A 23,728-nucleotide genomic window follows, 5' to 3' on the forward strand; every position below is an offset into this window, starting at 1 on the left:
GAAAATCCACGCAAAACCTTTACATTTATTAGGACAATCTTACTGTATCTCTTGCTATCATTACCTCTTCATTCGTTGGGATGACGATGACTTTGACCGGGGAATGCGGATAATTGATAAATTGTTCTCGTCCTCGAATTTCATTTAATTTAGGATCCCAGTAGATTCCCATAAATTCCAATCCATTTAATACCTTTTCTCTAATTGTAGTACTATTTTCACCGACACCTGCTGTGAAAATGATGGCATCAACACCTGACATTTTGGCAGCATAGGATCCAATATATTTATGGATTCTTCCTGCGAAAACATCCAGTGCGAGTTTCGCCCGCTCATTTTCTTCCGATTGAAGTTCAATATCTCGTAGGTCACTTGAAAATCCTGATAATGCAAGCATTCCACTTTCTTTATTCAGTACGTTAATTACTTCTTCGGCGGACTTACCGGTCTTTTCCATAATGTACGGAATTAAGGCAGGATCTATATTCCCGGAACGCGTCCCCATCGTGACCCCTGCTAATGGTGTGAAGCCCATGGAGGTATCAATCGATTCCCCGTCCTTTATGGCTGCAATACTGGCCCCATTTCCTAAGTGACACGAGATTAACCGCAATTGATTTGATGGTAAGCCAATAAGTTCCGCTGCACGCTGGGATACATATTTATGTGATGTTCCGTGAAAGCCGTATTTACGAATACCATAATCCTTATAATATTTATATGGCAAGCTGTATAAATAAGATGATTCAGGCATTGTTTGATGAAATGCTGTATCAAATACCGCAACCATCGGCACATTTGGCAGGATCTCTTGAAATGCACGGATACCCGTTAAATTGGCTGGATTGTGTAATGGTGCCAATTCGGAAACCTTTTCGATCGTTTCAATGACTTCTTCTGTTAGTTTTACGGAATCACTAAAATGTTCCCCGCCATGGACAACGCGATGGCCGACAGCGTCAATCGCTTCGAGTGATTGGATAACACCGGAAGACTTTAATCCATGAAGCAGTTTTTTCACTGCAACCTCATGATCAGGAATGTCTTCTACCATTTCTTCTTCATTATCATTTGTTTCCAACTTAAACACAGAATCATTCAAACCAATTCGCTCAATAAGTCCTTTAGCTGAAACTTCCTCTTTCGGCATTTGGATTAATTGGAATTTCAATGATGAACTGCCTGCATTTATTGCTAGTATATTACTCATTGTTGTTCAACTCCCTGCTGTTATACTGTGAAAACCATGTATTCATTTGTTCTAATATATCACTCATTGCTGAATCATTTTTAAATGACGGCATTTGTACAAGCAATGGTTGTTTTGGCGAGGATGTACCTTGCCCTGCCTTTTGGAGAATAAGGATGCTTTTCATATTTTTTTCTGATTTAAAAGCACTCTCGGGCAAACGCACGACACCGACAATATGCGAATATTCCTGAAGAAAGCTATGAAGCTTGTCTGACTGATCACTTTCAAACAGAAAATCAGGAATAACAAAAATTAAATAACCACCCGAATTTGTGTAATTTAGTGCTTGTTCAATAAATAGATGGTGGGCATACGAATGACCTTCGTCCGCTTTTAATTCAAAATCATTTGCCCTAATATCATCTGGATAGTAACCAATCGGTAAGTCAGCAACTACTAAATCAACAGGATCCAGCAAAAAAGGCCGTAAACTATCCTGATGGAAGAATTCTACTTCTTTCTTTTGTAAATTAGCATTTAATACGGCCAACTGAATTAGTGTCGGATCAACCTCCCCCGCATACGCTTCTAACTGCCGATCCAACTGACTCATAACAATAGTTAAAAGGTTAGCTGTTCCACTAACAGGATCAAAAAGGCTTACCTTTTCCTTATCTGATGTGACCTTCTCGGCAAAATAGCCTACTAATAACGCTACAGTTTCCGGAGTCATTAAATGCTGTTGTTGCGTTGAGTCCTTCATCCCTTTCAATATGGCCAACTGAATTCCTTTGCGAATTTCTTCTATTTTAAACATAGAAAAGTCAATTTCCTTTAAGGCATTTTGTACTTTATGTGATAAAATGTCGTCCATCGCTTCCGGGGCATCCTGATAGAAGAGTGATTCCATGGTAGATGTTAAGCTATTCAGGTATGGTTCTTCTTCATGCTTTTGTATTATTTCCGTTGTCTGATCTATCCACTCATATAAAATTTCGACATTTGATTTCTCCATTACTAATCCTCCGCTTCTTCCTATAAGGCGTTTCTATTGTACCAAATTAGTACCACCTTTGTACAAACTTACACATGGAAGATCACTTGACAGAAAAAGACTCCCCCGCGACACGCGCGAGAGAGAAAAAAGCAGCTATTTATTGCGCCTCACCAGCTGCTTTTAAAGCAGAATCATAATCGGGGTGATTGGTCACCTCGTTAACATATTCCACATAAGTAACCTTATCATTCGAATCAACGACAAAGATTGATCTGGATAACAAGCGTAACTCTTTAATTAAAACACCATATTTTTCACCGAAGTCTGCATCCCGGTGATCGGATAATGTATCAAGTTTTTTAATTCCATTAGCTGCACACCAGCGCTGTTGGGCAAAGGGTAAATCCATGCTGATGGTTAATACTTGGACATTATCAATTTTATCCGCTTCCTCATTGAATCGTTTGGTTTGCTCTGAACAAACACCTGTATCAATGGATGGTACGACACTGATTAACTTTACGTTACCTTTGTAATCATTTAGCGAAACATCCTTCAAATCATTGGATACAACAGTGAAATCAGGCGCCTGGTCACCTACTTTGATTTCTGTACCTAGCAGTGTGACCGGTTCTTGATTGAAAGTAATGTTAGACATATAATCATTCCCCTTCTCATAGTTTTCTTATTTAATTATGACTATAATACAACTCGTTGTCCAACAATACTACCCACGAAAAACGGACATTTTTGTTAAATGTTAAATATCATATTGTGATGGTCTTTTCTTTTGTTGCTTTTCCTTATCTTTATCTTTATCTTCCGGCATCTTCACTTTTCCTGCATCTTTTATAATTTCTTGTACTTTCTCCACTACCTGTGGCGCGAAGTCAAGCATTTTCTCATATATATGTGTGCTTTGATCCAGATGAACCATCTTGATACCCTGCTCACTTACAATTAAAAATGCAATAGGCGTAATAGAGACTCCTCCCCCACTACCACCACCAAATGGAAGGGTTTCCTCGGATCCATCAGAACTGCTACTGGAAGAGTTATTAAACTCGCTCCCCCCTGCAGCAAAACCAAAACCCAGCTTTGAGACCGGTATAATCATACTACCATCCGGAGACTTAACCGGATCGCCAATAATGGTATTAACCTCAATCATACCCTTTAAATTTTCCATTGCAGTTGTCATTAATCCTTCGATAGGATGTTCACTCATGATGATCCTCCTTACGTTTTTTAACTGAATTCCTTTTCTTTCCTGGAAAATACCTGCATCACTTTAAGAAGTGTGTACATAGCTTTTCCTAATTTCAGTGATACCATGCAATCAAATGTTGATAAGAAATGTTGCTGTTGAAAATGAGGGGACACACGTATAACAGGTTTGCATGTTAAATTACTTTTTTCTGTAATTATTCCAATGAATATCCCCTTTATTGCCCACACGCCTCCAGCCGCTATTCCGGTAGAACTCGCATCTCCTGTCCCACCTGCAGTAAGCCACTTCAGTTTGTGAACGTATGTATTTTTTAATATGTAATCTACAAAAGGATTTAATTCCCGTAATAATTCAATTGCTTCACGCAAATCTCCTTGAAACGAATCAAAATTTATATCCCGTATTCCTTTACGGGTATCTTTATTCTCCATCGTGATATTTGCTTTCTTTTTATACAAACGAACACGGTACAGGGAAACTGTTACCGTAAAAGACTGCTCACGTTGAGTATACGTAACATTACCAGTAATAGTTATCCTTGAAAGTAATAGAATTAAAATGAGAAGCACGACAGCTAACAGGATCCACAGCATTATTTCAACTCCTCTCTACATTTATTTTGCTACAACTTTCCAATTTTAGTCAGACATTTTCACTTTCATAGGATAATTTTGATAAAAATGCTAAAATATATACAAACCTATTGAATGTGGAGGTAATCATATGCCGGATAGAAGAAATATGTTTTTTTATTATCACAAAGATGAAGCGATTGAAGATAAACTACAGACCTTATTTAATCTTGCAGAGGAAAATGACTTCAATGTTGTGGACAATACTGATGATGCTAGTATCATTGTAAGTGTAGGTGGTGATGGGGCATTTCTGCAGGCTGTAAGGAAAACAGGATTTCGTCAGGATTGTTTATATACAGGGATAACCCGTTCGGATGAATCCGGTTTGTATTGTGATTTTAATATGGACAACTTTCAAGAAATGCTGGATACCATGTTACATGCAGAAATGGAAGTGCGACGCTTTCCGGTTATAAAGGTGGTTATAAATGGAGAATCTACGTTTTATTGCCTTAATGAATTAAGTGTACGATCAACAATTATTAAATCCATGGCCATTGATGTACACATTGATGACCTTCATTTTGAAACATTTCGCGGAGATGGCTTAATTGTAGCAACGCCTACTGGCAGTACAGGGTATAATAAGTCCACAAACGGGGCCGTTATTGATCCATTAATTCCTAGTTTCCAGGTATCAGAGCTTGCATCACTGAATAATAACCGTTACCGCACGCTTGGCTCATCTTTCGTTTTAAGCAAAGATCGCAAGTTAATCTTGGATGTCATCCAGGACGGTAATGACTATCCGATTATTGGACTAGATAATGAGGCGTACTCCATTCGAAATATAAAAGATGTAACCGTAACGTTAAGTGATAAGGTAGTCAAAACCGTCAAATTGAAAAACAACTCCTACTGGGATCGTGTTAAGCGTACGTTTTTATAAAAAGGCTTTTTCGTAAGTATTGTTGCTTTTAAATCTTCGCAGTTGATATAAAAACCACATAACCAAAATTCCCTTGATGGGAAGTCTCTCGTTCTTATGATAGTTGGGTGCTTGGATTCGCTCCGGTTACTGCCTTTAAATTGCTTTATTTAGTATTCAGTATTAAAAAACATTGAAGACAGCCTATAAAAAACACTTTCTACCTGTTGAATTGGCAATATCAAAATGAAAAAGTAAAGGGCTATTCCGTTAATAGGAATAGCCCTTAGCCATTAGTATTTATTTTATTTATCGTTGAGCACCAAATTGTTGTTCAGCCATTTGAACAAGACGTTTTGTGATTTCCCCTCCAACAGAACCGTTAGAACGAGAAGTTGAATCAGCACCAAGTTGTACACCAAATTCTTGTGCAATTTCTGTTTTCATTTGGTCCAATGCTTGTTGAACACCAGGTACTACTAATTGGTTTGAGTTATTGTTATTTGCCATGTTAGTTCACCTCCTTGGTACTTATAGAATGTGTCACAAGAAGGAAAACCATTCACATTTTTAATTGGTAGATGTTGTTAGATTTGCTTTTTTTACCAAACATTATAATAAATCATCAAATACGGACGCTGCCTCTCTTTGATCAGTTACCTTTACAACCTCTGTGCCATTTACAGCCTCTTCAATCAAATCCGTAAAGTCATTGTTTGATTCAAATTGATTTACTTTTTCACGGTTCGGTTTTGTTTTTGGTGATTTCGGTACAAATATCGTACAACAGTCTTCATAAGGCAGAATGGAAGTCTCATACGTGTTAATTGCTTGTGCAATTTTTATAATTTCCTGTTTATCCATTGTGATTAACGGTCTTAGAATTGGATAATTGGTAACTTCATTAATCGTGTTCATGCTTTCCATCGTCTGGCTAGCAACCTGACCAAGATTCTCACCTGTTGTGATCGATAATATCGATTCTTTTTCGCTGATTTTTTCACTAATACGCAGCATCATACGGCGCATAATTGTCATCGCATAGCCATCAGGCATCTCACGGAAAATTTCCTGTTGTAGCTTAGTAAATGGAACAACATGGATCTTGATCGAACTTCCGTATTTCGTGAGCTTTTCTGCTAAATCAAATACTTTTTGTTTAGCCCGTTCACTTGTAAATGGTGGTGAGTGAAAGTGAATTGCCTCAATCTGAACGCCTCGTTTCATTGCTAAATATCCAGCCACCGGGCTATCAATTCCACCAGATAACATTAATAACGATTTCCCTGATGTCCCAACAGGTAATCCACCTAGTCCTGGTATCACATGTGATGTAATATAAGTGGCTTCGGCCCTAATTTCCACTTTGATTTCCATATCGGGTTGATGCACATCGACAGTATATCTATCCGTATTTGAAAGCAGATGGCCTCCTAATACTTGGTTCATCTCCTGTGATCCTACCGGAAAATCTTTATTTATCCGTTTTACAGTAACCTTAAATTGACGAACATCAACACTGTTTGTTAAAGCATATAATGCGGCGCCCTTGATTGCATCAACATCGTTCTCTACCTTTATTGCCAAGCTCAAGCTTTGAATACCAAAGATGTTCTTACATTTATCCAAAACTTGATCCGGCTCATGTCCATTTAATAAAACAAACATTCTTCCCTGTGTACGTTTCACTTTTGTATTAGGAAATTCTTTTAGTTTATGCTGGATGTTTTCCTGCAATCTGGTAATAAATTTTTTAATATTTTTTCCCTTTAAAGCCATTTCTCCGTACCGAATTAAAATATGATCATATTGCATTGTTATCTACTCCATTGCTTCTTTAAATTGGTTAATTGCTTTTTCTATAGTCTGCAGAAATACGGTGATTTCATCCTTGGTTGTTTGATAGGATAAGCTAACTCGCAGCCCGGAAGTTGAACGTCCTTTATTAAAGCCACAAGCAGCAAGCACCTTGCTCTCATCCTTTTGTTTCGAAGAGCAAGCGGATTTGGTTGAAATAAAGATGTCTTGCTCCCCGAGCATATGAATGATAACTTCTGGTTTCACTCCTAACGCAGAAAAATTAATAATGTGTGGAGCAGCATCATCTGCTGTATTCACCTCAACACCTGCTAAATTCCTCAATTCATTTTTCAGATAATCGCTTATTTCATACAAACGATTGATTTCTTTTTTCTCCCGCTCTTTAATTAAACGAAGAGCTTTAACCATTGATACAGCACCAGCCAAATTTTCAGTTCCCGAGCGAATACCCTGTTCCTGATTTCCCCCGTGTAATAAAGGGAATAATTTTGTACGATTCGCTATATATAAAATCCCCGTTCCTTTTAATCCATGAATTTTATGACCTGAAAATGTACATAGATCAATACCACTATTTTTTAATGGAATCGGGACCTTGCCTATGCCTTGTACATCATCTACATGGAAGAAAAGTTTTGGATGCTGCTTTGCTATTTCACCAACCTCTTTAATAGGTTGTATCGAACCCAGTTCATTATTTACATGCATCAAACTGATTAAAATCGTGTCAGGCCGAATTGCATTTTCTACGTCTCTTGCTGCTAGTACACCATTCTGATTAACAGGTAAATAGGTTATTTCAAAGCCTAGAGTTTTCAAACTTTGACATGCATCGTAAACAGATGGATGCTCAATTTCCGATGTGATGATATGTTTCCCTCTACCCTGATGTTCCAATGCAATTCCTTTAATTGCTGTATTATTTCCTTCTGTTCCCCCGGATGTAAATACTATTTCATCTGTACCAACGTTTAAAATGTCTGCAGCCTGTTTTTTGGCTTGCTTTAATAATTTCTCTGTTTCACCGCCAAACTGATGTATGGATGAGGGATTTGCAAAATACTGGCTGGAAACTTTTTCAAAGCTTTTTAACACGGATGGATCCGGTTTGGTTGTTGCGCTATTATCTAAATAAATCATTGCTCTAAAACTCCTTCGTTCTATACGAAAAAGGCAAGGCTGACCTTAAGAAAAGAATACTGTTATTCTTTTCTTAAAGACAGCCTTTAGTCCCTTTTTATGATGAGTGGCTTGCTGCTACTTCTTGATATGCTTCGATTCGTTTTAAAGCTCCCGGTTCTATTTCTTCCACAGCCTTTGCAGCTTTTTCTAACGCTAATTCATATTCATAAGATCTGAACAGGCGCTCGGACTCACTTAGTTTGGATGCAAGAAGGGGATACTGACTCCGATATCTATTCGCATATTGAATAACCTGTTCCGTTAAATATGCTTGTTCCAGCATTACGTCCGTTTGCTCAATCACATTATCAATCGCCTGTTTTGATTCATTCAAAGCGTGTTGAACTTCAGCCATATCCAATGGTTGTTTTTCCAACGTCTTCATTACAAGGCTGTTCTTCCCGGAGGCGGTCTCCATCATATTCCAAATAAAGGATGGTACGCCTGGTATATTGCTTTTTTTCAGCTTTCGACTTGTATCATAAAGCTCTTCTCTCATTTCACGTAATTTCTCTTTTGCCTCTAATTCATCCTTACGCAGGTTATGAATTCGCTTTTTGAATTCCTCATGTTTTTGCTGTAGGTTTTCTATTTGCTGGAATCCATTTTCAAGCTCTTCCCGTAATTGGGAATGCGATGTATCCGCGGTTTCCATGTCATTAGATAGTTCTTCCAATTGATTTTTTAACGATGTGATTCTTTTTTCTAAAGCCAAATAACTTTCCATATCACTGTCTTCAAAATAATACGTTTGTCTTAATTGTTCTACTTCCGTTTTCGTATCATAGAACGTATTACTTAATTTATCCAATGAATAGCGATAGCTTGGCATTTGGTTTTCTACATAATTCTTCGCAATCGCTTCTTTTTCCAGAAGCTGATACATTTCCTTAACTCTTTCACCAATTTCCGTAACCATTTCTTCAGCTCCGGAAGCATCTCCATTTTCCAACTGATTGACAATATTTAAAAGTTGTTCCCTATAGGCGCGTATTTCCTTTTCAAAGGCAAGATGGTCCACACGATATCCATCTTCTTTCATCTCTTTTAAACCGGCATATAATTCATCAAGCTGTGCAGGCAATTCGTGTTTGCACAGCTTAAAAATTGCAGGAAATTCATCAATCTGTTGTTCCAGTGCATCCAAACTAACTTTAAGGTCATCAATGGCTTGCTTCGCTTCGTAGTAATCTCCGGATGCCACTAAATCATGATACGTCGTAAGTTTTTCTTCCAGTTCATCAATTTTTATGTCAAAATGACGTTCAGCTTTCCCGTACTGATATCGATTTTGGGAGAGAACTTTACGTAACGCTTTTATGTTTGGCTCTATACTTTCTGCTTCAGTACGGCTTGTTTCTTCAGATTCAAGGAGATCATCCACTTCATGCAGCATGTTTTCAATATCTTTTTCAATAGCGTTTAATACTTGGTCTACATTATTTAATGTTTTTTTCGCTTTGGAAAATCGATAACGATCTGCTGCTTCTTCTGCATCAAACAAGTGTTCCTCAATGTCAGGTAATTCCTTTGTTATAATGAATTCTAAGCGTTCTTTCCAGGCTTCGAATTTTTCTTGGGTTTCCCCAGATAAATTAAGTCTTTTAATACGTCCGAGCTGCGTGGCAATGTTCCGGTCCATAATGTCCATTTTCCAGGCTTCATATTTATCCACAACATCATATACCCGTTTTCGTAAAATAAGTCCAATGATAATTAATGCGATAATAACCAGTATAGTTCCAATGATGTATGCCATATCCAGATGCCTCCTAAAGATACTCCTATATAAGAGGGTGAAGCCTCTTGAAGAAAGAACAGGTAGTAGTATAAGTTCGTCTATTTTATAATATAGTACCTATGATACCATGTTAAGAGCAATTTTGGCTAAAAAAATACAAATTAATTAAGAATTCGTCCATATTTTTATGATTTTATCTAATTTCGGCAGTTACATCCTTTTCTTCCATAATAAAATCCAACCAATAATGGATTGTTTTTACATATTTATTAGCAAATACGTTATGTGAATATTCACCCACCACCTGGTCTTTCCATTCATTCTGCAGGACATATGGCGTAAGCAACATCCCCTTTAGCTGCATTAATAAAAATTGTCTGTCCAGTTCACTTTTTTCAGGTGTTTTTAATGCATCGAAAAATGTATTACTGATAATATGATTTTCCTTTGCTAGATAGGTGACAGCCATTTCTCTTACAAAAATGGAATCAAGTGATAATTCCCTGTGGATAAAACTAGAGAATTGATGATTGTGTTGTTTATATTGTATAATAACGGAAATTAATTCTTTTAATTTTTCCAATGGAGTTAACGACTCTGTTTCCTGTAATGTTTCTTCCATAGTTATTAAATATGCTTCATAATACTGGATGACCGCATATTCCAAAAGGCCTTGCTTGCTTTTAAAATAATAGCTGATCAGTGATACGTTTACACTGGCCTTTTCTGCGATATCTCTTACAGAGGTGCCACTAAACCCTTTTTGAAAAAACAGCGAGGAAGCAGCGTCGATTACCTTTTGTTTAGATGGATTCTTTTTCATATCTATTCAACTCCTTACATTATCAATTACGACAAAGAGATTAATTATCCTGCAATTTTTTCTCGACAAATATCTCTGAGTTTGTCGAAATAGCATAAGAAAAGAGGAAAATTTATGGTTCAAACAAATACGTATGCCGAGAGCAAGATCACAGACTATGAATTAATGATAAAACAGTTGGATGCACTTAGTGACGGTGAGAGTGATCACATTGCTCTATTGTCCAATGCATCTGCGCTACTCAATCAATCTTTAACAGACATTAATTGGGTTGGTTTTTATATTTGGAGAAATAATGAACTAGTACTTGGCCCATTCCAAGGATTGCCTGCATGTATCCGAATCGCGTATGGGAAGGGTGTCTGCGGTACTGCCATGAAAGAACGTCAAACACAACGTGTCGCTGATGTAAATCAATTCCCCGGACATATTGCTTGTGATGCTGCCAGTCAATCCGAAATTGTCGTCCCAATCTCTTTAGATGACGGTCTTTATGGTGTACTCGATATCGATAGCCCAAATACAGATCGATTTGACAAAATAGATCAAACCTACTTGGAAAAATTCGTTCGTGTACTAGAAGGACATTTAAACAAATGATAAGTTTTGTGTTTAAAGCGTCTTATTCGTATTGTAACATGGAATGCAGGAATGGCAGGTATAAATTAATAGTTGACTTTTCTCCGTATAACTTATATACTACTCTTTGTGTAAAATAATAAAGGTAGCCTATGTGAATTTGCGCTTGAACCCATTTTGTTCCTCGTTTTACTGGACTTTTAAGTAAAGAGGTGTATCGTGTAACTCTCTGCTGCTGGAGCGATGGTACATGAAAACATAATGGACAACGTAGTTTTCGCGCTCGTTTATTTTATGCAAAATAAACTAAAAAGGAGAAATTTCTATGTCTCGCTATACTGGATCAGTATGGAAGAAATCACGTCGATTTGGTATTTCATTAACTGGAACTGGTAAGGAATTAGATAAACGCCCTTACGCTCCAGGTCAACATGGCCCAAACCAAAGAAAGAAAATGTCTGAATATGGACTGCAACTACAAGAGAAGCAAAAATTACGCTTCACGTACGGATTAAATGAACGCCAATTCGTTAACTTGTTTGAAAAAGCTGGTAACATGAAAGGTATCCATGGTGAAAACTTCATGATTTTACTTGATTCTCGTCTTGATAACATGGTTTACCGCATGGGACTCGCCCGCACACGCAAACAAGCACGTCAGCTAGTTAACCACGGTCATGTTACAGTTGATGGTAAAAGTGTTGATATCCCATCATATACACTAGTACCAGGGCAAGTTGTTGGTCTACGTGAAAAATCAAGAAATTTCGATATCGTCAAAGAAGCTCTTGAAGTAAATAACTTTGTTCCAGAATATATAACATTTGATGAAGATAAAATGGAAGGAACGTATACGCGTTACCCTGAGCGTTCCGAACTTCCTGCTGAGATTAATGAAGCGTTAATCGTTGAGTATTACTCACGTTAATAAAGTTGCTTAGAAAAATACAATTATTAACCCCCTCAGACCTTAGCAAAAGGTTTGAGGGGTTTTTATATACAAATATTGTTTGTTTTAGATAACCTTTTAAAGTTGAATCCGGGTGATGTTTAAGAATACGTGAGTTTGTTGGTGATATTTCATTTCACGGCGCTTCACTGCGTCTTCTATCGTAAATACATAGTACCAAATCGATGTCCAGGTGGAGCATAAATAGCATTATTACCGTTAAAAACTATCACAGAAATTTGATTACCAAAATAAGGAATGATAGAATTTAATTAAACCCAATTATTTGAATAAATTAATTAGGGTTATCATTTGTTATTTTGTAACAGCGTATACTTAATACCTATTATGGGAGGAATCTTCGATGGGAAAAATGAATTTGGAAATTGCTAAGAAAATTATTGAACAGGCAGAGGATGAAGCTTCAGAGGTAGGCGTTCAAATGGTTATTTCCGTTTTGGATGAGGGTGGTAATCTTATTGCAACGCACCGAATGGATGATGCCTGGTTGGCGAGTATTGACATTGCTCAGAATAAAGCATGGACTTCTGTCGCTTTAAAAATGCCTACTTCTAATCTTGAAGAAGCTACAGTACCTAACGCAGAACTCTATGGGCTCAATACAACCAACCAAGGACGTATTGTCGTATTTGGTGGTGGTTTTCCGCTTGAGAGGAATGGAAAAGTTCTAGGCGCTATAGGTGTGAGTGGAAGCACTGTTCCTAACGATGTAAAAGTAGCAGAAGCGGGAGTTAAAGCATTCAATGAACTTAATTTAGAAAACATGTAACAACAGTAAGAATATAGATATATTTTTATAACCAAAAAATCAGCGAACAGCGCACCCGCACTGTTCGCTTCTTATATTAATCTTTCTTCCGGATTTTTCTAATTTCATCTGCTACAAATTGCACCTGTGTGCCGACAACGACTTGAATATTATGCTTACCGACCACGTTGATACCGGGTACGCCGGTTTTCTTGATTTTATCCTGATCGACCTTATCCATGTCATCTACTTCAAGACGCAGACGAGACACACAATTACCAACCGTTAGCACGTTCTCATCGCCGCCTAAACCTTCGTAAATTTTCTCAGCCATAATAGCTGTTTCATCTTTTTCGGAAGCGAGCGTCCCTTCCTCAATATTGTAGCTTTCATCAACTTCGCCTTTTCCTGGTTCGCCCTCTTCCCTTCCAGGTGTTTTCAGATCCAATTTAAGAATAAGGAAGCGGAACAGAAAGTAGTAAATGACTGCAAATACCAGGCCCTGTAAGATCAGCATATATGGCTGATTTGCAATTGGCACACTCAGACTCAGGGTGTAGTCAACCAAGCCTGCACTGAAACTGAATCCGGCTGTCCATTCGAACAATGCCGCAATAAATAGGGATAGACCAGTGAGTGCTGCGTGTACCACATACAATACAGGAGCCAGGAACATGAATGAGAATTCCAGCGCTTCTGTTACACCGGTAAAGAATGACGCGAACGCTGCTGCCATCAAAAGAGACGCAGCTTGCTTTTTCCGCTTCGTTTTGGCTGTATGATACATCGCCAGAGCCGCTGCTGGTAAGCCAAACATCATAATCGGGTAGAAACCTGCCTGATAACGGCCGGTGATTCCTTGTTCACCTTCACTGGCCCAGAAATTAGCAATGTCATTGATGCCTGCAACGTCAAACCAGAAAACCGAATTCAACGCATGGTGCAGACCAGTTGGAATAAGCAGTCTGTTGAAAAAGCCATATAGACCTGCACCAACCGCTTCTAAATTAAGGATGGCCTGACCGAATGAAACCAATCCTGAGTATACAATAGGCCAAACAAAGAACAGAACTGCTGATACAACCATCATGGCCGCTGCACTCATAATCGGCACCAGCCGTTTTCCGCTAAAGAAAGCTAAAGCATCAGGCAATCTAACCTGACTGAATCGATTATACATAATCGAAGCAACGATACCTGACAGAATACCAATAAACACATTTTCCGTATTTTCGAAAGCGGCATTGACCGCTCCCTCTTCAATACCCTGCAGGCCAGCAACGCTAGTGATACCTAGAACAGTAGTTGCAACCAACCAGGCTACAAGTCCACTTAAACCAGCAGCGCCATCCTGCTCCTTTGACATCCCTATAGCGACACCGACCGCAAACAGAATGCCAAGGTTATCCAGAATTGCGAGACCGCCGCTTGTCAGGTAATTACCGATAACACTGTTCTCATTAAAAAGATTAAGAATCCAATTTCCAATACCCATCAGAAGCGCTGCAGCCGGCAACACGGCAACAGGTAGCATCAACGAACGGCCAAGATTCTGCAAATATTTCATCATTTATGTATTCCTCCTAACATTACTTAAGATATCTGCAGGGGAAGATGTCTGGCGGGGTGTTATCCTTTAGATGCTGTGATGATAACCGTTTCCCCTTGCTTCCCTTCTTTTTGATCTGCCATTGTATATGTTTTGTCTGTTTCATTGCCATTCGTGATGACGACTGGCGTTATATCGCTTTCTGCATTATTTCGGATATACTCCAAATCAAACTCCATCAGTTGCTGGCCAACTGACACTTTATCCCCGGTATTGACACTAACATTAAATCCTTTTCCGTTCAGCGAGACTGTTTCAAGCCCTATGTGAATCAAGATTTCGATTCCATCTTCTGTACGCAGTCCGATAGCATGTTTCGTTTCAGGAATCTGCGCAATTTTGCCATTAACCGGGGAATAAATACTACCCTCTGACGGCTTGATAGCTATACCGTCTCCCATCATTTTTTGACTAAAAACCGGATCCGGTACTTCCTCTAGTGGAATTATTTCACCGGATATAGGTGCATAAATTTCCGTAGTAGGATTTTCTTTTTTAAATAAATTTTTAAACATAATACATGTCTCCTTTCATATGATGGTACAACCTCAATATGAGGCACTCGTTTGAATAGGCACGGGGCACATGAAGCGTGTATACCATTTCCAAATACCACCATGCCTGATAAAATCAGTATCATATTTTATTTAATCATAGCTTACCATGTCAGCAACTCAGGCGACAATATATCTGCTAATTCACCATATATACAAAAAATTCTCTCTGATTCATCAATTTTCTATTCAAAACGTATTAAGAAGTACTTTTTCTTTCCGCGGCGGATAATGGTAAACGTATCTTCAATACGATCATCTGCCATTAGATTATATTGAAGATCTTGTTGTCTTTCCCCATTAATATAAATCGCCCCATTGTTGATATCCTCTCTTGCTTGTCTTTTTGACGAGGATATGGAAGCATTTACTAATAGATCAATTAAACCTGTTTCCTCATTTGATGCTTGATAAGTTGGGACATCTTTAAACCCTTGTTCAATATCACTTGCTGAAAGTTGCTTCAAGTCATCACTAAAAAGGGCTTGAGATATTTTTTGCGCTTGATCTAGAGCCGCTTGACTATGAACGTCTCTTGTCATTTCTTCAGCTAAACGTTTTTGTGCCACCCGGTTTTCCGGTTGGTTGATCACTTCATCTTCAAGCTGTTGTACTTCTTCTTCAGGAATAAAGGTGAAGTAACGCAAGAATTTCAACACATCACGATCATCCGTATTAAACCAGAATTGATAAAATTCATAGGCGCTTGTTTTTTCAGGGTCTAACCAAATAGCCCCACCTGCCGTTTTCCCGAATTTCGTACCGTCTGCTTTTGTGATTAAAGGGACCGTTAAACCGAAAACATTCGTTTCTTCATCTTCATTTTCCCTTGAACGACGAATCAATTCCATTCCGGCTGTAATGTTTCCCCATTGGTCACTACCACCGATTTGTAATGTGCAATTTTCCTGTTCATATAATTTGAGATAATCAAGGGATTGCAAAATCATATAACTAAATTCTGTAAATGTAATACCCTGTTCAATCCGTGCTGAAACAGATTCTTTTGACAGCATATAATTGATACCGAAATGTTTACCTGCGTCACGCAGAAAATCAATGACCGTCATACTTGCTAACCAATCATGATTGTTTCTGGCTACAACAGGATTTTCCCCTTTATCAAATTCAAGCAGTCCGGCTATTTGCTTCTCTACTTTTTCACTGTATTCTTTAACGATAGTATCTTCATTTAAAGATCTTTCACTGGTGCGTCCACTGGGATCACCGATCATTCCTGTGCCGCCGCCGACTAATGCAATCGGTTTATGACCTGCTTTTTGAAATCTTTTCAGCATCGTAATCGGCACCAAATGGCCTATATGTAGACTATCTGCCGTTGGATCAAACCCACAGTATAATGTCACCTGATTGGCTGATAAATGTTGCTTTAATCCTTCAAAATCTGTTGTCTGTTGAATCAAGCCACGCGTTTCTAAATCCTGCAAAATATCCATCCATTTCACACTCCATCATGATTTTTTTAATAAAAATAAAAAAACTCCCCCCTCTAAAAAATAAGGGACGAGTTTACACGCGGTACCACCCTTGTTGCACATTAATTGCCACTTGGGATTGTTATCGATGTTTTCCACCGTTTCTTTCGAAAAAGAAAATGCTCCAGATTGTAATTCGCCTGCAAATATATACTAGCTTACACCAGCCGCCAGCTCTCTATAATAGGGAAATGCATAACTACTAATTCCTTCTTCGCATATTTATTTATTATTATATATTCATACCATATTCTTATCTGAAAAGCAATACTTATTTTTCCCCTATATACCAAAAAGCAATTATGCTATAATTTAAACATGGTATGAGGGGAGGTTTTTACATGGATTTGAAGGAATTATATCATAAATATAAGAAAAAAATAAAGGAAGCTTGGCGTACCGGAGACATCCAACGCTCATCACGGATTACATATGATGTGTTTTGGAATGTTGTTTTATTCTTCCTTGTTATTGGAGTTATTGGTTTGTTTTTTGCTGGTGGCATTGGTGCAGGATACTTCGCCTCCCTTGTAAAGGATGAACCGGTAAGAAGCTATGAATCTATGGAACAGGACATATACAATTATGAAGAAACATCGGAATTATATTTTGCAGATGATGAGTATTTCGGTGACGTTCGTTCAGATCTTCATCGGGAAGAAGTTGCGTTGGAGAATATCTCCGAGACATTAATTAATGCAGTAATTGCTACCGAGGATGAATATTTCAGCGAACATGAAGGAATTGTCCCAAAAGCAATTTTTCGTGCAGTCGTACAAGAAGCAACAAATGCAGATAATCAAACAGGAGGAAGTACGTTAACCCAGCAACTTATTAAGAATCAGGTTTTAACAAATGAGGTTTCCTTTGAACGAAAAGCAAAGGAAATATTGCTAGCACTCCGTTTGGAACGTTTTTTTGATAAAGATGAAATTCTGGAAGCTTATTTAAATATCGTTCCATATGGTCGTGACGCCTCCGGTAGAAATATTGCCGGAATCCAAACAGCCGCGCAAGGGATATTCGGAATTGACGCAGACGAGGTTAACATAGCACAGGCAGCTTACTTAGCGGGACTTCCTCAAAGTCCCTCATCCTATACCCCTTTTTCCAATCAAGGTGGGCTAAAAAGTGAAGACGGATTACAAGCTGGGTTGAACCGAATGCAGTCCGTACTGAATCGGATGCTTGATGAAGGATATATTACGGAAACTGAATATGAAGAAGCAACTAATTATGACATTGTCTCAGATTTCTCTGAAGATTTTCAGTCACCTATCGAACAATATCCAGCTCTTACGTTTGAATTAGAGAATAATGCAAGAGAAATAATTATGGAAATGCTTGCAGAAGAAGATGGATATACAATGGAAGATCTTAATAATGATGCTACATTAAAAGAAGAATATGAAATGTTGGCTGATCGTGATTTACGAAACAAGGGATATCAAATTCATTCCACCATCGATAAGGATATTTATGATACGATGCAGGAAATCACCCAAAACTTTGATAACTTTGGACCTGACACGGTAACAACGGTCGAACTTGCTAACGGAGAAGAGACTGAGATCACACAGCAAGTGCAAGCAAGTGGGATATTGATAGAAAATAGCTCAGGCAGAATCATCAGTTTTGTTGGCGGCCGTGAATACAATGAAGATAACCAGTTAAATTATGCTACCAATGCTGTACGATCAAATGGCAGTACTATTAAACCGCTTCTCGTTTATGCTCCAGCAATGGAAAAAGGTTTGATTCAGCCTGGGTCCCCCGTTGCTGATATTGATCTACCGATTGGCCCACAAGGATGGGAGCCAAATAACTACAGTGGTACCCATTATGGTATAATCCCAGCTCGAAAAGCCTTGTATAATTCCTATAATGTTTCCACAGGCAGACTCTATAATCAAATGATTAATGACGATCCAGGAGAATATATAAAAAAGATGGGGATTACAACAATATCAGATGAAGAATTTAAGTATCCTTCATTATCCATCGGAGGAACTACCACTGGTGTAACATTAGAAGAAAACACAAATGCTTTTGCCACGTTTGGAAACAATGGGCAATTCGCTGATGCCTACATGATTGAAGAAATAACAACAAAAGACGGAGAAGCGATTTATGAACACGAAAACGAAGCTGTAGATGTATTTTCTCCGCAGACAAATTATTTAACGGTGGATATCTTAAGAGATGTCATGGACGTTGGTACTGGAACATATGTTAACACCCAACTAGCAAACAAGAGCGTTGATTGGGCGGGTAAATCAGGTACTTCACAAGACTGGGAAAATGTTTGGTTTGTAGCAACAAACCCAAATGTAACATTTGGAACATGGATGGGCTATGATACGCCGGATTCACTATATCGTACGTCTGATCCTCAAGGCCATAGCCATAGGGTACAGCAATTTTGGGCACAGCTGGTAAATGGTGCTGCAGAAATTGATCCGGAATTAATTAACCCACCATCATCTTTCGAGCGTCCTGACGGTATCGTTGAACGCAGTTATTGCGCAATTTCAGGTATGCTTCCATCAGATCTCTGTGAGGAAGTTGGCCTTGTTCAAACTGATTTATTTAATGAAGAATTTGTACCAGAGGAAACAGATGATAGCCTGATTAGGCGTGGAGAAGATGGAATTACCTTCAATCCTGAATTCTTAGAACGAAATAATTACGATCAATTAAGTGATATTACAGAACTTTATCCGCGTACAAATCGGGATCTATGGGAAAAAATTGGTTCTTCTAGCAGTGTAGATGAAGATGAAAACGATAATAGCGATGATGAGAACGATGGCGATAATGATGAGAACGAAGATAATGATAATGATAATGACGATGATGATGAATAAAACGGGAGACGAGGCTTAGGTCTCCTCCCTTCTTTTATTTAAGGCCTTTTTCTAAAAGTTTATATATGAAATGCGCAGCCAACTTATGAAAAGAGCCTTATTTAATTTATTTTACCGAATCACTAAAATTACAATCCATTATGCTGTATAATGATATATGAAAGCGCATTATTAATTCCTTTAAACAGGTGGTGAAATGATGAAGCATACGAAGACCTACCATTCGTTAATACGTGAAAATGCTGGTGAGAAGATTACGATTGAGGGGCCACTAGACCGAACAACTTTAAAAAAATATGACTTTCATGAACAACTCATTGCATTCCGCCCGGCAAAAAAGCAATTTGAGGCATTGTTAAACATTGCCGACTTCCCGGAAGGCCGAATTATCATTGCCAGAACAAAGGATACGATTGTTGGATATGTTACATATATACACCCGGATCCTTTAGAAAGATGGTCAGAATTTAACATGGAAGATTTAATCGAACTGGGAGCTGTTGAGGTCATTGCCGACTATCGTGGCACAGGGGTTGCTTCCAGCTTATTAAACGTTTCCATGATGGATGATTATATGGAAAATTATATCATTATCTCAACGGAATATTACTGGCATTGGGATTTGGATCAAACCAAATTAAGTATATGGGATTATCGTAAAGTAATGGAAAAAATGATGGCTGCGGGAGGGCTAACACCCGCACCTACCGACGATCCTGAAATAATATCACATCCAGCAAACTGTTTAATGGTACGCATCGGCAAAAATGTATCGGAAGAATCAATCAAGCAATTTGATCAGCTTCGATTTCTAGGGAGACAGCAAAACCGAAAAATGAGGGAGGGTTTTTAAATGCAGGTAGAAGAAATTATGAAAACAGAAGTAATTACATTATCACCTACTGCATCGATCGCTGAAGCATTCCAGCTTTTACAGAAACATCGAATCAGACATATTCCTATCGTAAACGAGACATTAAACGTTGTAGGCATTGTCTCTGATCGAGATGTACGTGATGCTAGTCCTTCCATTTTTTATAAAGATGCTGATAAGAGTGAATTGGAAAATGATATTCAATCGATCATGACGAGCCCGGTTGTAACCATTCATCCACTTGACTTAGTAGAAGAAATTGCCCGTATTTTCTATGATGAAGAATTTGCTGCGCTCCCTGTTGTTAAAGACAATATCTTAGTAGGAATGGTCACAGAAAAGGATATGCTTTATACATTAATACAATTAACTGGTACAAACGTGCAAGGCTCCCATATAGAAGTAAAAGTTCCACATCAGCCAGGTATATTGCCTGAAGTAACATCCATTATTGGGAAAAGAAAAGCAAATATTATATCTGTATTAGTCTATCCATTTAAAGATGATCTAAGGTTTAAAATACTAGTATTCCGTATTCAAACAATGAATCCAATGCCTGTTATTCATGATTTAAGAGACGCGGGTTATGAATTAATGTGGCCAAATAACATCCCGGAGCCAAAACTATGACAGATAAGGCTGCTTTTATTTATTCAGATGCATTATTAAACTATCATTTTAATCTGGAGCATCCTTTTAATCAAAAACGGGTAGTATTAACGAAAGAATTACTTGAGGCCGCAAATCAATTAAATCCGAATGAAATCGTAGAACCTCGAATGGCCACAGACGATGAGTTGGCTCTCTTTCATGATCGCGCATATATTGAAGCTCTTAAAAAGGCCAGTACCGGACATTTAAGTGAAAACGAAGGCTTGGAGTATGGTATAGGCACAAAGGACACACCAATGTTTAAAGGTATGCACGGGGCATCTGCATATTTAGTTGGTGGAAGCTTAACAGCGGTAGATTCCGTATTAGAAGGAGACTTCTACCATGCTGTTAATGTGGGTGGCGGGCTTCATCATGGATTTAACAGAAGAGCATCAGGCTTTTGTATCTATAACGACGGAGCAGTAGCTATTAAATATATTCGGGAAAAATATGATTTAAAAGTTTTATATGTTGATACAGATGCCCATCATGGTGACGGGGTGCAATGGGCTTTTTATGATGATCCGAATGTCTGCACATTTTCTATACACGAAACCGGCAGATATCTTTTTCCTGGCACAGGAAACGTTAATGAGCGCGGTATTAAAGAAGGTCACGGCTATTCATTCAATCTTCCAATTGATGCCTTCACTGAAAATGAATCTTTCCTACATGGATATGAATCTGCCTTTAGAGAGATTGCAGCGTTTTTCAAACCGGATGTGATCGTAACGCAAAATGGCGCTGATGCCCACTGCTACGATCCCTTAACCCATTTATGTGCAACCATGGACATATATGAGAGAATACCAGAATTAGCCCATGAATTAGCTCATCATTATTGTAATGGAAAATGGATAGCATTAGGTGGCGGCGGCTATGATATTTGGAGAGTTGTACCCCGTGCATGGGCACAAGTTTGGAATGTGATGAAAACTGGAAAACCAGCATCAGGACAAATCCCCGCCTCATGGATAGAAAAATGGCAAAAGGAATCACCAGTTACATTACCAGGCAGGTGGCAAGACAATAGCAATATTGTTCCAACAATCCCAAGAAAAGCAGATATAACCGAAAAAAATGAAAAAGTCCTGCAGAATCTGCTTAAATATACAAACACGAAAATATAGAAAAATGCAACGCGTCTTTCTAGAAGCCAGAGGCAAGAGGTCGGAATTGTAGAAATCAGAGAAATAATCGGTTTCATATTTGAAATATCATCAAGAATTTCTATAAAATCTTATTTTATAGAAAACAATAGGGGACTATCGACTGTCCCCTTCCTCTGTTTCTGCAGCATCCTGATCTAAAATTAGGATTTCGACTCTTCTATTTTGACTCATATTCTCTGGATTGGTGTTAGGAACCAGCGGATCGATATCACTATAGCCGGCAATAGAGAATCGTGATTGATCCAAATCATTCCCCTCAACTAAATAACGCACAACACTACTCGCTCTTGCTCCGGATAGTTCCCAATTCGATGGATAGCGATAACTGGAGATTGGCCGATTGTCCGTATGCCCTTCAACCTTAACTTCATGTGGTATTTCTGTGAGGAAAGATCCTATCTCTGCCAGAAAATGTTCACCTGATGGCAACAGTTCCGCTTGCCCGGGGTCAAATAATATGAGTTCCTGCAAGACTAATACAACCCCTCGCTCCGTTCTGTCCGCAGAGATCACATTATTTAAGTCGTGTTCATCTAAATAGTTTCCAATGTCTTCCATTAAGGTTTGTAACGTGTCTTCCTGATTTTGGATGTCATCTCTGTCATTTATTTCGGTTAAGTCAGTTGGTGTCTCAAATTCATTTGATGTTTCTCCATTTTCCTTATGACTAGAACTTTGTGTGGGATTTTCCATCGGTACGGGGGATGGATAAAAGTCAAAAAGCATCCGATTTTGAAACGACTCGGAAATGGCATCAAATTTCGCCATATCAATTTGAGACATAGAGAATAATAATATGAAAAAGACCAATATAAGTGTTATCATATCTGAATAGGTAGTCATCCATTTAGGTGCGCCGCTATTCTTGCTACTTTTTATTTTTCTACGCTTCATTGATGCTTTCCTCCACGAAACCTGCTTCTTTTTCTTTTTCCTGCTTTGTTTTTGTTTCGTCAGAAAGAAAGGCACCTAATTTTTCCTCTAGAATTCTTGAGTTTTGGCCGGATTGTACACCAATTACACCTTCGATAATGATTTGTTTCATAAATACTTCTTCTTCTGTTTTCGTCTCAAGCTTACTGGCCATTGGAATAAACACTAGATTTGAAAGAACAGTTCCATAAAGGGTTGTTAACAATGCTACAGCCATGCTTGGTCCTAAAGTTGCAGGATCCTCTAAACTGTTTAACATGAGTACAAGACCAATCAGTGTGCCGATCATTCCCCACGCAGGTGCATATTCACCGGCTTTCTCGATAATGCTTCTCCCTTTGTAATGCCGCTCTTCCATCGCAGTGATTTCAGCATTCATAATATCATGGATTACCTCTGGATCCATGCCATCAACTGCAAGAAGTATACCTTTACGGATAAATTTATCATCGACCTCATCCAACTCATATTCCAGTGCAAGGAGGCCTTCTCTTCTAGCCCGCTCGGATAGACGAATAAATAAATCGATTAATTCAGGCAAACGCAAATTACTTTTATGAAAAGATTCCTTCAATACTTTGTTTGTTCGTTTAATCTGCTCCATTTTAAAATTAATCAACAATGAAGCAATCAAACCTCCAATTACAATAAAGACGGAAGAAGCGTCGAGAAATGAAACAGCGCCTTCACTTCCACCCTTTGCCATAATAGCCATCATAATCATAATAAAACCTAACGTAATGCCGATAGGAGTCAATATATCTCTTTTCCTCATATTATCT

The 23,728-nt window shown here is 38.4% G+C and carries 23 protein-coding genes and 1 other annotated feature; of the genes, 8 read left to right on the forward strand and 15 right to left on the reverse strand.

Annotated elements, in window-relative coordinates:
• Positions 1-28: 28 nt before the first annotated feature.
• The 5 genes from KFZ58_RS11650 to KFZ58_RS11670 form a co-directional block, all read right to left on the reverse strand.
• Positions 29-1,210, reverse strand: a complete 1,182-nt coding sequence (locus KFZ58_RS11650) for an acetate kinase (protein ID WP_235791476.1) — start codon at positions 1,208-1,210, stop codon at positions 29-31.
• Positions 1,203-2,207 carry a class I SAM-dependent methyltransferase gene (locus tag KFZ58_RS11655; protein ID WP_235791477.1) on the reverse strand — a complete coding sequence of 335 codons (1,005 nt, stop codon included), beginning with the start codon at positions 2,205-2,207 and terminating at the stop codon, positions 1,203-1,205. Before KFZ58_RS11655 ends, KFZ58_RS11650 begins: the two co-directional genes overlap by 8 nt.
• Before the next feature lie 139 nt (positions 2,208-2,346).
• Positions 2,347-2,847 (reverse strand): thiol peroxidase, encoded by a 501-nt coding sequence (gene tpx / locus KFZ58_RS11660; protein WP_235791478.1) that lies wholly within the window; start codon positions 2,845-2,847, stop codon positions 2,347-2,349.
• 102 nt (positions 2,848-2,949) lie between these two features.
• Positions 2,950-3,417, reverse strand: a complete 468-nt coding sequence (ytfJ, locus tag KFZ58_RS11665) for a GerW family sporulation protein (RefSeq protein WP_235791479.1) — start codon at positions 3,415-3,417, stop codon at positions 2,950-2,952.
• A gap of 20 nt (positions 3,418-3,437) precedes the next feature.
• Positions 3,438-4,013 carry a DUF2953 domain-containing protein gene (locus tag KFZ58_RS11670; protein ID WP_235791480.1) on the reverse strand — a complete coding sequence of 192 codons (576 nt, stop codon included), beginning with the start codon at positions 4,011-4,013 and terminating at the stop codon, positions 3,438-3,440.
• Between the two features lie 130 nt (positions 4,014-4,143).
• On the opposite strand from KFZ58_RS11670, the gene KFZ58_RS11675 reads away from it, so the two are divergent.
• Positions 4,144-4,944 (forward strand): NAD kinase, encoded by an 801-nt coding sequence (locus KFZ58_RS11675; protein ID WP_235791481.1) that lies wholly within the window; start codon positions 4,144-4,146, stop codon positions 4,942-4,944.
• 288 nt (positions 4,945-5,232) lie between these two features.
• Here KFZ58_RS11675 and KFZ58_RS11680 read toward each other — a convergent pair whose 3' ends face one another.
• From KFZ58_RS11680 to refZ, 5 genes are all read right to left on the reverse strand, one after another.
• On the reverse strand, positions 5,233-5,433 hold the full coding sequence (locus tag KFZ58_RS11680; protein WP_235791482.1) for an alpha/beta-type small acid-soluble spore protein: 201 nt from the start codon (positions 5,431-5,433) through the stop codon (positions 5,233-5,235).
• A 102-nt stretch (positions 5,434-5,535) separates the two neighbouring features.
• Positions 5,536-6,738 carry a tRNA uracil 4-sulfurtransferase ThiI gene (thiI, locus tag KFZ58_RS11685; RefSeq protein ID WP_235791483.1) on the reverse strand — a complete coding sequence of 401 codons (1,203 nt, stop codon included), beginning with the start codon at positions 6,736-6,738 and terminating at the stop codon, positions 5,536-5,538.
• Between the two features lie 6 nt (positions 6,739-6,744).
• The gene (locus KFZ58_RS11690; protein ID WP_235791484.1) at positions 6,745-7,884 is read right to left on the reverse strand and encodes a cysteine desulfurase family protein; all 1,140 of its coding nucleotides are present in this window, start codon (positions 7,882-7,884) and stop codon (positions 6,745-6,747) included.
• A gap of 97 nt (positions 7,885-7,981) precedes the next feature.
• Positions 7,982-9,685 (reverse strand): septation ring formation regulator EzrA, encoded by a 1,704-nt coding sequence (gene ezrA, locus KFZ58_RS11695; RefSeq protein ID WP_235791485.1) that lies wholly within the window; start codon positions 9,683-9,685, stop codon positions 7,982-7,984.
• Between the two features lie 175 nt (positions 9,686-9,860).
• Positions 9,861-10,490 carry a forespore capture DNA-binding protein RefZ gene (refZ, locus tag KFZ58_RS11700; RefSeq protein ID WP_235791486.1) on the reverse strand — a complete coding sequence of 210 codons (630 nt, stop codon included), beginning with the start codon at positions 10,488-10,490 and terminating at the stop codon, positions 9,861-9,863.
• 114 nt (positions 10,491-10,604) lie between these two features.
• Here refZ and msrC point away from each other — a divergent pair, with 114 nt between their 5' ends.
• The 3 genes from msrC to KFZ58_RS11715 all read left to right on the forward strand — a co-directional run bounded on the left by msrC (position 10,605) and on the right by KFZ58_RS11715 (position 12,808).
• Positions 10,605-11,090 (forward strand): free L-methionine (R)-S-oxide reductase MsrC, encoded by a 486-nt coding sequence (gene msrC, locus KFZ58_RS11705; protein WP_235791487.1) that lies wholly within the window; start codon positions 10,605-10,607, stop codon positions 11,088-11,090.
• 304 nt (positions 11,091-11,394) lie between these two features.
• Entirely contained in the window at positions 11,395-11,997 is a 603-nt protein-coding gene (gene rpsD / locus KFZ58_RS11710; RefSeq protein WP_235791488.1) for a 30S ribosomal protein S4, read from the forward strand.
• Positions 11,998-12,382: 385 nt separating this feature from the next.
• Positions 12,383-12,808: a GlcG/HbpS family heme-binding protein gene (locus KFZ58_RS11715; protein ID WP_235791489.1), complete on the forward strand. Its 426-nt coding sequence runs from the start codon at positions 12,383-12,385 to the stop codon at positions 12,806-12,808.
• Between the two features lie 76 nt (positions 12,809-12,884).
• On the opposite strand, the gene nagE is transcribed toward KFZ58_RS11715, so the two are convergent.
• From nagE to tyrS, 3 genes are all read right to left on the reverse strand, one after another.
• The gene (gene nagE / locus KFZ58_RS11720) at positions 12,885-14,357 is read right to left on the reverse strand and encodes an N-acetylglucosamine-specific PTS transporter subunit IIBC (RefSeq protein ID WP_235791490.1); all 1,473 of its coding nucleotides are present in this window, start codon (positions 14,355-14,357) and stop codon (positions 12,885-12,887) included.
• Positions 14,358-14,416: 59 nt separating this feature from the next.
• On the reverse strand, positions 14,417-14,911 hold the full coding sequence (locus tag KFZ58_RS11725) for a PTS sugar transporter subunit IIA (protein ID WP_235791491.1): 495 nt from the start codon (positions 14,909-14,911) through the stop codon (positions 14,417-14,419).
• 224 nt (positions 14,912-15,135) lie between these two features.
• Positions 15,136-16,407: a tyrosine--tRNA ligase gene (tyrS, locus tag KFZ58_RS11730; RefSeq protein ID WP_235791492.1), complete on the reverse strand. Its 1,272-nt coding sequence runs from the start codon at positions 16,405-16,407 to the stop codon at positions 15,136-15,138.
• Between the two features lie 60 nt (positions 16,408-16,467).
• Positions 16,468-16,670: a binding site (T-box leader), on the reverse strand.
• Positions 16,671-16,787: 117 nt separating this feature from the next.
• On the opposite strand from tyrS, the gene KFZ58_RS11735 reads away from it, so the two are divergent.
• The 4 genes from KFZ58_RS11735 to KFZ58_RS11750 all read left to right on the forward strand — a co-directional run bounded on the left by KFZ58_RS11735 (position 16,788) and on the right by KFZ58_RS11750 (position 21,971).
• Complete coding sequence (locus KFZ58_RS11735) at positions 16,788-19,313, forward strand: transglycosylase domain-containing protein (RefSeq protein ID WP_235791493.1); 2,526 nt, start codon at positions 16,788-16,790, stop codon at positions 19,311-19,313.
• A 199-nt stretch (positions 19,314-19,512) separates the two neighbouring features.
• Positions 19,513-20,166 (forward strand): GNAT family N-acetyltransferase, encoded by a 654-nt coding sequence (locus KFZ58_RS11740; RefSeq protein WP_235791494.1) that lies wholly within the window; start codon positions 19,513-19,515, stop codon positions 20,164-20,166.
• The gene (locus KFZ58_RS11745) at positions 20,167-20,817 is read left to right on the forward strand and encodes an acetoin utilization AcuB family protein (protein WP_235791495.1); all 651 of its coding nucleotides are present in this window, start codon (positions 20,167-20,169) and stop codon (positions 20,815-20,817) included.
• Complete coding sequence (locus tag KFZ58_RS11750) at positions 20,814-21,971, forward strand: acetoin utilization protein AcuC (RefSeq protein ID WP_235791496.1); 1,158 nt, start codon at positions 20,814-20,816, stop codon at positions 21,969-21,971. The genes KFZ58_RS11745 and KFZ58_RS11750 overlap by 4 nt, the downstream gene beginning before the upstream one ends.
• 135 nt (positions 21,972-22,106) lie before the next feature.
• On the opposite strand, the gene motS is transcribed toward KFZ58_RS11750, so the two are convergent.
• Positions 22,107-22,907 carry a flagellar motor protein MotS gene (gene motS / locus KFZ58_RS11755; protein WP_235791497.1) on the reverse strand — a complete coding sequence of 267 codons (801 nt, stop codon included), beginning with the start codon at positions 22,905-22,907 and terminating at the stop codon, positions 22,107-22,109.
• Positions 22,897-23,721 (reverse strand): flagellar motor protein MotP, encoded by an 825-nt coding sequence (gene motP, locus KFZ58_RS11760; RefSeq protein ID WP_235791498.1) that lies wholly within the window; start codon positions 23,719-23,721, stop codon positions 22,897-22,899. Before motP ends, motS begins: the two co-directional genes overlap by 11 nt.
• Between the last annotated feature and the right edge of the window lie 7 nt (positions 23,722-23,728).

The organism is Virgibacillus sp. NKC19-16, from assembly GCF_021560035.1.
In the GTDB taxonomy this organism is placed as follows: Bacteria; Bacillota; Bacilli; order Bacillales; family Amphibacillaceae; genus Virgibacillus_L; species Virgibacillus_L salidurans.

Coding starts and splice junctions, on each gene's coding strand:
- rpsD (WP_235791488.1), top strand. CDS start 11,395: ATGTCTCGCTATACTGGATCAGTATGGAAGAAATCACGTCGATTTGGT.
- KFZ58_RS11750 (WP_235791496.1), top strand. CDS start 20,814: ATGACAGATAAGGCTGCTTTTATTTATTCAGATGCATTATTAAACTAT.
- KFZ58_RS11675 (WP_235791481.1), top strand. CDS start 4,144: ATGCCGGATAGAAGAAATATGTTTTTTTATTATCACAAAGATGAAGCG.
- nagE (WP_235791490.1), bottom strand. CDS start 14,357: ATGATGAAATATTTGCAGAATCTTGGCCGTTCGTTGATGCTACCTGTT.
- KFZ58_RS11655 (WP_235791477.1), bottom strand. CDS start 2,207: ATGGAGAAATCAAATGTCGAAATTTTATATGAGTGGATAGATCAGACA.
- tpx (WP_235791478.1), bottom strand. CDS start 2,847: ATGTCTAACATTACTTTCAATCAAGAACCGGTCACACTGCTAGGTACA.
- ezrA (WP_235791485.1), bottom strand. CDS start 9,685: ATGGCATACATCATTGGAACTATACTGGTTATTATCGCATTAATTATC.
- tyrS (WP_235791492.1), bottom strand. CDS start 16,407: ATGGATATTTTGCAGGATTTAGAAACGCGTGGCTTGATTCAACAGACA.
- KFZ58_RS11735 (WP_235791493.1), top strand. CDS start 16,788: ATGGATTTGAAGGAATTATATCATAAATATAAGAAAAAAATAAAGGAA.
- KFZ58_RS11670 (WP_235791480.1), bottom strand. CDS start 4,013: ATGCTGTGGATCCTGTTAGCTGTCGTGCTTCTCATTTTAATTCTATTA.
- refZ (WP_235791486.1), bottom strand. CDS start 10,490: ATGAAAAAGAATCCATCTAAACAAAAGGTAATCGACGCTGCTTCCTCG.
- KFZ58_RS11745 (WP_235791495.1), top strand. CDS start 20,167: ATGCAGGTAGAAGAAATTATGAAAACAGAAGTAATTACATTATCACCT.
- ytfJ (WP_235791479.1), bottom strand. CDS start 3,417: ATGAGTGAACATCCTATCGAAGGATTAATGACAACTGCAATGGAAAAT.
- motS (WP_235791497.1), bottom strand. CDS start 22,907: ATGAAGCGTAGAAAAATAAAAAGTAGCAAGAATAGCGGCGCACCTAAA.
- KFZ58_RS11650 (WP_235791476.1), bottom strand. CDS start 1,210: ATGAGTAATATACTAGCAATAAATGCAGGCAGTTCATCATTGAAATTC.
- KFZ58_RS11740 (WP_235791494.1), top strand. CDS start 19,513: ATGAAGCATACGAAGACCTACCATTCGTTAATACGTGAAAATGCTGGT.
- KFZ58_RS11690 (WP_235791484.1), bottom strand. CDS start 7,884: ATGATTTATTTAGATAATAGCGCAACAACCAAACCGGATCCATCCGTG.
- motP (WP_235791498.1), bottom strand. CDS start 23,721: ATGAGGAAAAGAGATATATTGACTCCTATCGGCATTACGTTAGGTTTT.
- KFZ58_RS11715 (WP_235791489.1), top strand. CDS start 12,383: ATGGGAAAAATGAATTTGGAAATTGCTAAGAAAATTATTGAACAGGCA.
- KFZ58_RS11725 (WP_235791491.1), bottom strand. CDS start 14,911: ATGTTTAAAAATTTATTTAAAAAAGAAAATCCTACTACGGAAATTTAT.
- msrC (WP_235791487.1), top strand. CDS start 10,605: ATGGTTCAAACAAATACGTATGCCGAGAGCAAGATCACAGACTATGAA.
- thiI (WP_235791483.1), bottom strand. CDS start 6,738: ATGCAATATGATCATATTTTAATTCGGTACGGAGAAATGGCTTTAAAG.
- KFZ58_RS11680 (WP_235791482.1), bottom strand. CDS start 5,433: ATGGCAAATAACAATAACTCAAACCAATTAGTAGTACCTGGTGTTCAA.